General features: G+C 55.0%; 10 protein-coding genes. 4 read left to right on the top strand and 6 right to left on the bottom strand.

Annotated features, from left to right (window positions below; all coding sequences use genetic code 11):
* The coding region (gene istB / locus AKU79_RS17540) for an IS21-like element helper ATPase IstB (protein WP_050524897.1) at nucleotides 1-612 on the top strand (612 nt) is incomplete at its 5' end.
* A gap of 50 nt (nucleotides 613-662) precedes the next feature.
* Here the strand turns inward: istB and AKU79_RS17535 are convergent.
* The 6 genes from AKU79_RS17535 to AKU79_RS17520 form a co-directional block, all read right to left on the bottom strand.
* The gene (locus tag AKU79_RS17535; RefSeq protein WP_156209857.1) at nucleotides 663-833 is read right to left on the bottom strand and encodes a hypothetical protein; all 171 of its coding nucleotides are present in this window, start codon (nucleotides 831-833) and stop codon (nucleotides 663-665) included.
* A 425-nt stretch (nucleotides 834-1,258) separates the two neighbouring features.
* Nucleotides 1,259-2,119, bottom strand: coding sequence for a helix-turn-helix domain-containing protein (locus tag AKU79_RS19390; RefSeq protein WP_156209855.1), 861 nt, complete (start codon nucleotides 2,117-2,119; stop codon nucleotides 1,259-1,261).
* A gap of 379 nt (nucleotides 2,120-2,498) precedes the next feature.
* Nucleotides 2,499-3,008: a DUF7146 domain-containing protein gene (locus tag AKU79_RS20070; protein WP_456238888.1), complete on the bottom strand. Its 510-nt coding sequence runs from the start codon at nucleotides 3,006-3,008 to the stop codon at nucleotides 2,499-2,501.
* Nucleotides 3,009-3,516: 508 nt separating this feature from the next.
* Nucleotides 3,517-3,645, bottom strand: coding sequence for a helix-turn-helix transcriptional regulator (locus tag AKU79_RS19080; RefSeq protein ID WP_231580229.1), 129 nt, complete (start codon nucleotides 3,643-3,645; stop codon nucleotides 3,517-3,519).
* A gap of 150 nt (nucleotides 3,646-3,795) precedes the next feature.
* Nucleotides 3,796-4,167, bottom strand: coding sequence for a hypothetical protein (locus AKU79_RS17525; protein WP_050524826.1), 372 nt, complete (start codon nucleotides 4,165-4,167; stop codon nucleotides 3,796-3,798).
* Between the two features lie 2 nt (nucleotides 4,168-4,169).
* Entirely contained in the window at nucleotides 4,170-5,402 is a 1,233-nt protein-coding gene (locus tag AKU79_RS17520) for a tyrosine-type recombinase/integrase (RefSeq protein WP_050524896.1), read from the bottom strand.
* Nucleotides 5,403-5,668: 266 nt separating this feature from the next.
* Here AKU79_RS17520 and AKU79_RS17515 point away from each other — a divergent pair, with 266 nt between their 5' ends.
* The 3 genes from AKU79_RS17515 (at nucleotide 5,669) to fghA (ending at nucleotide 8,801) form a co-directional block, all read left to right on the top strand.
* The gene (locus tag AKU79_RS17515) at nucleotides 5,669-6,871 is read left to right on the top strand and encodes a winged helix-turn-helix domain-containing protein (protein WP_050524825.1); all 1,203 of its coding nucleotides are present in this window, start codon (nucleotides 5,669-5,671) and stop codon (nucleotides 6,869-6,871) included.
* 160 nt (nucleotides 6,872-7,031) lie between these two features.
* Entirely contained in the window at nucleotides 7,032-7,958 is a 927-nt protein-coding gene (locus AKU79_RS17510; RefSeq protein ID WP_050524824.1) for an AEC family transporter, read from the top strand.
* 12 nt (nucleotides 7,959-7,970) lie between these two features.
* Complete coding sequence (fghA, locus tag AKU79_RS17505) at nucleotides 7,971-8,801, top strand: S-formylglutathione hydrolase (RefSeq protein ID WP_050524823.1); 831 nt, start codon at nucleotides 7,971-7,973, stop codon at nucleotides 8,799-8,801.
* Nucleotides 8,802-8,805 lie beyond the last annotated feature (4 nt).

The raw sequence follows: 8,805 nt of genomic DNA, 5'->3' as shown, positions 1-8,805 counted from the left end.
GCCTATCACATGAAGGCGGCCCGCTTTCCGGCTTACAAGGACCTTTCCGGCTTCGACTTTGCCGCCAGCGAGATCCGTGAAGCATTAGTCAGACAACTCCATCGTTGTGAGTTCATGGACGCGGCCGAGAATGTGGTGCTGATCGGAGGTCCGGGAACAGGGAAATCGCATGTTGCAACCGCCCTTGGCATTCAGGCCATCGAGCATCACCGTAAGCGCGTCCGCTTCTTCTCGACGGTTGAACTGGTCAACGCACTGGAGCAGGAAAAGGCCCAAGGCAAGGCCGGGAAGATCGCTGAGGCGCTGGTCAAAACCGACTTGGTGATCCTGGATGAGCTGGGATATCTGCCGTTCAGCGCCTCCGGCGGCGCGTTGCTCTTCCATCTTCTGAGCAAGCTGTATGAACGCACCAGCGTCATCATCACCACCAACCTGAGCTTCAGTGAATGGGCCAGCGTCTTTGGCGATGCCAAAATGACCACAGCACTGCTCGATCGTCTCACACATCGCTGCCACATCCTCGAGACCGGCAATGACAGCTACCGCTTCAAGGCCAGCTCCGAAACAGCGAAGAAAAAGCGAAAGGAGGCAACAGCATTGACGCCATCATAACCAGCAGATCATAACGGCTGGGTGGGTCAGATCTCGATGAAAATGCCGGGTCAGTTCTCAATGACAATCAACAGCCTCGCATAGGTCTGCCATTTGTAAAGGGTCCTGTCATTGGCGAGATTGAGCTTTGGCACGCGCACAGCCGCTTCAATCCCAATAGCACCTGGGATTTGATTTTTCTCTTCGTCAGCTGGGTTCCAGAACATGGTTTTGTTGACCATTTCATCCAGCTTTCGGCCATTGAGGTTCGCCAAGAATCCAGTTTTCGTCGTTTTTCACGAAGCGCTGTTCCGCCGCCTAGGCAAGTTGCCCAATTACCGGTGGCGTTGACCCATCTTTGCAAATTTCCGAGCCTGCATTTCGTTTTGAGTGCCTGCATTTGAGGCAAGTTCGATCATCTCAAGTATGGCGTAAAATGTATATTTATTAATTACTTAATTCTGTTTTGAAGCTTGGCAAAGACTCCCTCGAAACCGAAACGAAATCGTTCTTCGAAACCTCGCAGAAATGAATTTTTGCGAGTAATCCCACCCTCACCTCGCCCCCTCCAGAAGGGACCCGATGTTTTCATGGGCCGGTGAGCGCGCCGGTTGAACAGGACCAGCGCCAACACGAGCACGGTGCATCACAAAGGCGAGCAGCACCATCATACAAAAATCCCAACGCTGCGCAGGTCGCATTTAGTCACCAAGCCCCGTCCAATCATTTCCCGAGCCATGTTTGCTTTGATGGCGCTGGCCGGAACCGACCGACCCGACTTGACCCAATCCGCGTAAAATTCGGCAGGCGTCGCGAATTTGGACGCTGGCGCGGGCAGCTTGGAAGCCCCTTCCTGTTCTGTCCAGCGCTGCTTTTCGAGCCAACTGTCAGAACCTGCGATGTAGCGCCTCTCCGTGCCGGAGACCTCATTTGCATAGGAGCGAGCCCCATCGAGAATCCGTGAAATATTAACACCACTCTCGACAGCCTCCAGGAACAACTTGCGGCTTCTGGCCTCATTTCGCTTCCTGGGAAACAAATTCCATAATTCAGAAAATCCATCCGTTATTTCTTTGGTTCCTTTAAGGTTCCTTACAGGTTCCTCTCCACTGGGGTGGAGTTTGTCCCCCTCAAGAGTGGAGTTAGCCCCTGCCGAAAGTGGTGTTTGCTTTTCACCTATCTCCACTGAGGTAGAGTTAGGGCTGTCTCCACTTAGTGAAGTTTGCCCAGTTTCGGCGTTGAAGTCGCAGGCCAAGATATAATAGGTGCGGCGCGTAGATGTTCCGGGGATCGTTGATCGCACGCGGTTAAAATGCCCCGCTTTTTCGAGGCTATTTAGGCATTTGTTTAATCCCGCATTTGATAGAGCCGTTTTTTCTATCAGTTTTTCTTGTGATGGATAGCAGGCCCGCCTCGGGGCTTTATTGGAATTGTGACAATCGCATAGATGGAATAGCACACGAAACTCACCTGCCTTCAAGAGTGGTGGATCAATCCCGGCAAACCACTTAGTCGCTTTGTGGCTCATAGCGCCGCCCCCCGTGTCACGGGTAAACAAAGGCTTGTGCGATCATTCAGTTTTTGATGGGTTTTCAGCACTTCCTCTACCCGTTCTGTAGATTTTCATCGACGCCTCGCCAAATCACAGTGGCGGGGCGCTATGCGTTTATTTGGATGTGGGGTCAGGCCGTTTGAGCCTTGCGCTCTCGTTGGTCTCAATCGCCGCATTCAACGCCCAAGCCTTCTCGATCACCAATTCGATTGTAGGGCTGCATGGCGTTTCGGGCGCTTCACAGATGCGCAATCCTCTGGCGCTTTGCTGGCCTCATGAATAACGTCGAGCCTTTCGGCCATTCTAGCTAGAGTGCAGGATTGGTCCCAAAGCTTTGAAAGGGATTTGTCGGCCATCACGATGCGCGCCCCTGTTCAGCTTGGGCGTTCAACCACGCGATGATGTCTGCCACACGCCAATAACGTCTTCTTCCGATGTAGATCGGACGAGGAAATGCTTTTCCCGGATCATTCAGCCAACGGTGCAGTGTCCTGTCAGACACGCCCCCGCACATATTGCGGACAATCGATGCTGGAATTCTAATGTGCGGTTCAAATAACCGAACGGCGCCGCAAGCCGTCTTGCCGAGCATTGTCTTAGAAGGCTCAACGTCCGCCTTTCGGCGCCCGTCCTGGCACAAGTAAGTACGATGAACCGCAAACCCGCCACTGCCTTCGATTCGCGCAGTTATTGCGGGCTGTCGCGTGCGAGTAGTACCGTGAAACGCTGACGGATGGAATCGGAATGAGTACCCTAAGTCGCAGGTGATGCCACGCCCGCGCAGATAAGCTTCTGCGGGCGAGTTAGTGACCGGCTCCGCAGCGTTCCACAATGCTTCCGCCAGATCGGCCCGCCTGCTTTGCATGTCGCGCTGGTAGAGGCTCCGCCGCCTCAGTTCGAATGGGTTCGGCTGGACGGAAGAGATTGGCCAAATGCCCGTAGCGATAAAGGTCGCATCGAAGGTGCAGTTTGCTCGTTTGAAGTGAAGCAATAGCCGCCCATCGCATCCGTTTGCGCTGGTCAATGCGTTCTGGTCACGGCGCCTATCCAGTTGACAAATTGGACACGCGGCAGTGCCATTGGAGCCGCGCCTGCAGCCCCCTAACGTGGCTGTAATCGCACGAGCATAGTTCGAGTTAGGATCGTTCATCGGGTTTCCTTTTGGGAATTGCCCGGTGCAACCATTGGTGCTAGAAATTGCAAGTCGCCCCCACAGCGTACTTGTTTTCCCCGTACGGTCGCAGCCGGGCGGAGTCATTTATTTTCGATAGAGGGTTCGATCATGCTGCATGCTGCCGCGAGCAAACACACCCTAAAGTCGATAAGTTTAAAAGCAGTTTTCTGAACGCTAAATTGTGAATTACTGGGTGCCATCATGGGGCCACCTCGCGTGCAGCAAGCCAAGCAAGTACGTCCGCTTCCCGAAAATAGCGACGGCGGCCAATGTAGATTGGTCGGGGAAACTTTAATGCCGAGTCATTGATCCAGCGCCACAAGGTCATATCGCTTATATCACCGCAAATTTTGCGAACGTATGCTGCATTTACTCGCCGTTCGCGGATTCTTACTTGTTCCATGGTTTAACTCCGTGTTGGACCATGAAAGTAACATGCCGCGAGCTAGGCCAGCCCGTCCACGGACAAACCCGGAAGCTATTTGTCCCCATGCGCGCGTTGTTTGCGCTTGACAATCTTGCGGACCGCCTCTGGGTCCATACCGTATACTTCAGCTAACTCATTCTCTAACTTCCCACTCGTCCATCCTCGCGCGGCGAAATCTTCCATGAGGCTCAAAATTTCCTGATCGCGCAAGAGGCGTTCCGACGGGGATGGACCTTTTAGCTTTTCACAATACGCGGCACGTAGAAGCGCCGCGATTGCAGGGCCGATCTTCGGTGCGCCTGGCCATTCGTGGCGTTCAGCCGCCTCTGCCAACAGCTCGACGTCGCCGTTCTTAGTGCGACCGTCGAAGGTTTTGGCGTAAGACCGCCACAGAAAATCGAGCAGCTCCGCAGGTGCACTCATTATTAATCTACCAGCGCAAGTAAGTTCTCCGGCGTCTCGACGACCGACAGCACGTGTGAGCTCCAAGCGTCTAACGCACGGCGTTTTTCCTCAGCGTAATTGTGGCGCTGATACACGGCTACGATCCCCCCTCCAGTTCCTGACACGTGGTTTAAAACCGCCTCAGTCACGCGCACGGGAGTACCGAGTCGCGCCATTCCGGTAGCGGCAGTGCGCCGCAGGTCGTGGAATGTCCAGTGCGCAATCTCCACCGGTTCTCCACGTTCCCTAAATGCTATCAAAGCCATGCGCTGGGCGATATGGCCTCGCCCTTTGGAGAATCCGCTTACCGGTGTGGTCCCGTTGGTAGTGAATAATAGCTCGGCGGTGCTAGGCACGCGCTCCTCGCCGGTCAAAATCGCAAGCGCTTTGGCACAAAGCGGCACAGTGTGTGCCAGTCCGTTTTTGGATCTCTGCGCAGGGAGATGCCACAAATCTCCAGAGATCTCGGTGGCCGAAATATGCGCCACCTCTCTAAGCCTTTGGCCGGTAAGGAGCAGCGCTTGTCCGAGGGTACCCCACGGTTGCCCGAGCTCAGCACAAGCTTTCCAGAACCACCTGACCTCAACATCTGAGAGAACGCGAGTACGAGATACCTCCGACAGGCGCTTCACTCCAATAACTGGATTATGGTCGAGCATGTCACGTTCGATACACCAATTGAAAAGGCCACTTAGACGCGTACGAATCCGGTTTGCTGTGATGAGTTTGCCTTCATCCATGATATCATCCATCAATTCTCGAATATCACGCCGTGTGATGGTTTTGATCTCGCGCTTTGCCCACCGGCTCACCACATAGCGATCAAGTGAGCTCTTAGTGTCGTGGCCGCGTTTAAGCCTTACAAGATGGCGCTTGTTATAGAGCTCAACGACCCCGGCCACGGTGTCATCCGGCGCTCCGGCGCTCTGTGCGTCCCTCTGAGCGCGCCTGACTTCTGCCGGGTCAACTCTCCTCTCGATCAATTGGAGCGCCTCGGTGGCCTCTCTGCGTGCGTCTGCCACACTTGTAACTGGCCATCGCCCAAGCGTGAGCTTCTTGGGCTTATGAGCGAATCGATAACGTAAGGCCCAGCTTTTCACCCCAGACGGCTGTACAACGAGATAAAGCCCAGACAATGCCGGATCTGGAATCTCTCGACGCTTGCAATCGGGCTTCAAGTTTTCGACGACCTTTGTGGTTAATGCTTTGGACATAATCAGCTCCGGGGTAACGTGCGGGTAACACAATCCACTGTCTTGGATAGTTACACCACGTTAGCCAAAAGGCCTAACGAATAGTACAAGCATTTGTTTTATTATGTATGAAATCATATTCAATGTGATCTTTTGTTTGCCCAAGATAAGAACAATAATCTGCTTCGGGAGCAGGGGGTCGGAGGTTCGAATCCTCTCGCTCCGACCAATTTCCCGTTTTTTGCGTTTGCAATTGTATGGGCCACGGCGTCTGTTACGGTGGTGCCATGACCCAAAAGACCCTTTCAAACCCGCTTGCACGCCGTCTGTTTTTGCATCGCCATGCCTTGGGCGAGGCCCCGACCGGCACGGGCAAAGGTGCCGATTTGGTTAGGGTGATCGAACAAATCGGCTTTGTGCAAGTTGACAGCATTCGCACGGTCGCCCGCGCGCATGACCTGATCTTATATTCGCGGCGACACAATTACCGCCCCCCCGCGCTGAAACGGCTGTTGGAAAAAGACCGCGCGATGTTCGAGCATTGGACACATGACGCCTCGATCATTCCGGCACAGTATTTTCCGCATTGGCAACATCGGTTTGACCGCGATGCCGAAAAACTGCGCAAGGGCTGGAAACGATGGTTTCGCGATGGATACGAGGAACAATTTGAAACCGTGTTGACCCATATTCGTGAGGGCGGCCCCGTGACCTGTTCGGATGTCGGCCAGGATGAACCGCGCAGCAAAGGCGGTTGGTGGGATTGGCATCCCTCGAAAACCGCCTTGGAATGGCTGTGGCGGACAGGGCAGCTTTCGATTTCCGGGCGCAATAATTTCCAGAAAATCTATGATCTGACCGAACGGGTCATTCCGGATACCCACCGCACAAAAGTGCCGACCCAAGCAGAGCATATTGACTGGGCCTGTACATCCGCGCTTGAACGGCTGGGATTTGCTACACCGAACGAGCTGGCAGCATTTTGGGCAGCTATTTCGATTGCCGATGCCCGCAATTGGTGTATGCGCGCGCTGCGCGAGGGCCGTATAACCCAAGTAGACATCGAAGGCGCCGACGGCACTCTGCGGCCCAGCTATGCATGGCCAAATGTGATTGAAGCCGCGCAGGATTTGCCCCCTGCCCCGGCCCGCATCCGGATTCTGTCGCCATTTGATCCGGCGCTGCGTGATAGAGCGCGGGCAGAGCGGCTATTTGGGTTTTTCTACCGGATAGAAGTGTTTGTGCCGCAGGCCAAGCGCCAATACGGCTATTACGTTTTTCCGGTACTGGAAGGGGAGAAAATCATCGGGCGCATTGATGCCAAGGCGTTTCGCGACGAAAACTGTTTGCGGGTCCAGGGGTTTTGGCCCGAAGCTGGTGTTACGATAGGCAAAGGGCGGATGGCGCGGCTGGAAGGTGCGCTGCAGCGTTTGGCGCAATTCGCGGACTGCGACAACGTGGCGTGGAATGACGGCTGGCTACGTTGCTGAGCATTGTTCCGTTGCCAAGCGCCGGGGGGCTAGCCCCCCGGACCCCCCAGGATATTTTGACCGAAAAGAAAGCATGTATCGGTTTTAGCCCTGCCCCCGCCTTGCATCTTGGGCTGTGGCATGGAACCAAGGATTCTGGCCTTTTGGAAACCATGCCTCGATGATTGCAATATTGTTAAAAACGCTGCCTTTCTTTGCGCTGATCGGGGTGGGTTATTGGGCGGGACGGGTGCGGTTTTTTACGCCCGAAGCAACGGCTTGGCTGACCAAATTTGTTTTCTACTTTGCGCTATCGGCGATGTTATTTCGCTTTGCCTCAAACCTGTCGGTTGCCGAAATCTGGGACGCGCGCTTTGTGGCGGCTTATTTATGGGGCTGTGGTGTCGTCTATGCGATTGCCATGGGGGTAGCGTTCTGGCGCGGGATCTCGGTTGAAGAGGCGGCGATCGAGGCGCAATGCGCGGTGATTGGCAACACCGGATTTCTGGGTGTGCCGATGTTGGTGGTACTGATGGGACCAGAGGCGGCGGGACCAATACTGATGGTGCTATCGATTGATTTGATTGTATTTTCTACGATTGTAACGCTGATTATTACTGGCGTGCGGCAAGGCCGGATGAGCCTTGGGATCATAAAGGCATTGGCGATTGGCCTGTTGAAAAACCCGATGATTGTGTCGATGGCGCTGGGGCTGGCATGGTCGGCCACGGGCTTTGCCGTGCCTGCGCCGGTCAATGATTTCATGGCACTGTTGGGCGGGGCTGCGACCCCCGGCGCGCTGTTTGCGATTGGCGCGTCACTGGCGACCAAATCGGCCGAACGGGTAGCCGTGGCGGGATGGCTTTCATTTTGTAAGCTGGTGCTGCACCCCAGTGCGGTGGCCTTTGCCGCGATTTACCTGTTCAATGTAGCGCCCGGTCCTGCCTCAGTCATGATTGCGGCGGCGGCCTTGCCTGTCGCGGGCAATGTCTACATTCTGGCCCAGCACTTCGGCGTGGCACCGCAACGGGTTTCGGCCTCGATCCTGATTTCGACGGCGCTAAGTATTCTGACTGTGACGATTGTGATGGCCCTTGTAACGGGTTGAAAAGGAACAAAAATGAAGACGATTTCTGAGAACCGCGCTTTTGGTGGCGTACAAGGTGTTTACAGCCACCCGTCCGAGGTGTGTGGATGTGACATGACCTTTGGCCTGTTTTTGCCTGCCGAGGCCGAGCATGAGGCTGTGCCGGTGATCTGGTATCTGTCGGGCCTGACCTGCACGCATGAAAACGCAATGGTAAAGGCCGGCGCGCAGGCTTGGGCAGCCGAGCATGGCGTGGCGCTCATTTTCCCCGATACCAGCCCGCGCGGCGCAGGCATAGCCAATGATGACGCCTATGATCTGGGCCAAGGCGCTGGTTTCTACGTCAACGCAACCGAGGCCCCGTGGGCCACGAACTACCAAATGTGGAGCTACCTGACCGAAGAACTACCGCATCTGCTGTTTAGCGCCTATCCCTTGGACGAGGGGCGGCAAGCGATTACCGGCCATTCGATGGGCGGCCATGGCGCACTGACGATTGCCATGTCTTTCCCCGGTCGGTTCCGCTCGGTCTCGGCTTTTGCGCCGATTGCCAACCCGTCTGCCAGTGAATGGGGCCGCAAACAATTCACCGCCTATCTGGGCAAGGATGAGAGCAAATGGGCACCGCATGATGCGACCCTGTTGATGAAAAAGCGCGGCTTTGACGGACCGATCTTGATTGACCAAGGTGCCTCGGACCAGTTTTTAGACAAGCTGATGCCCGAAGCATTGGCCGAGGCGATGATTGCGGGCCGGCAAAACGCGATGATGCGGATGCAAAAAGGCTATGATCACAGCTATTTCTTTGTGGCGACCTTTATGCAAGATCACATCGCCTTTCACGCGGATGCGCTTTATGACTAAGGCG

Origin of the sequence: Pseudorhodobacter wandonensis, assembly GCF_001202035.1 — a bacterium.
GTDB lineage: Bacteria > Pseudomonadota > Alphaproteobacteria > Rhodobacterales > Rhodobacteraceae > Pseudorhodobacter > Pseudorhodobacter wandonensis.
Note: the sequence above shows the minus strand (reverse complement) of the source record. Positions and strands in the feature narration are given on the sequence as shown.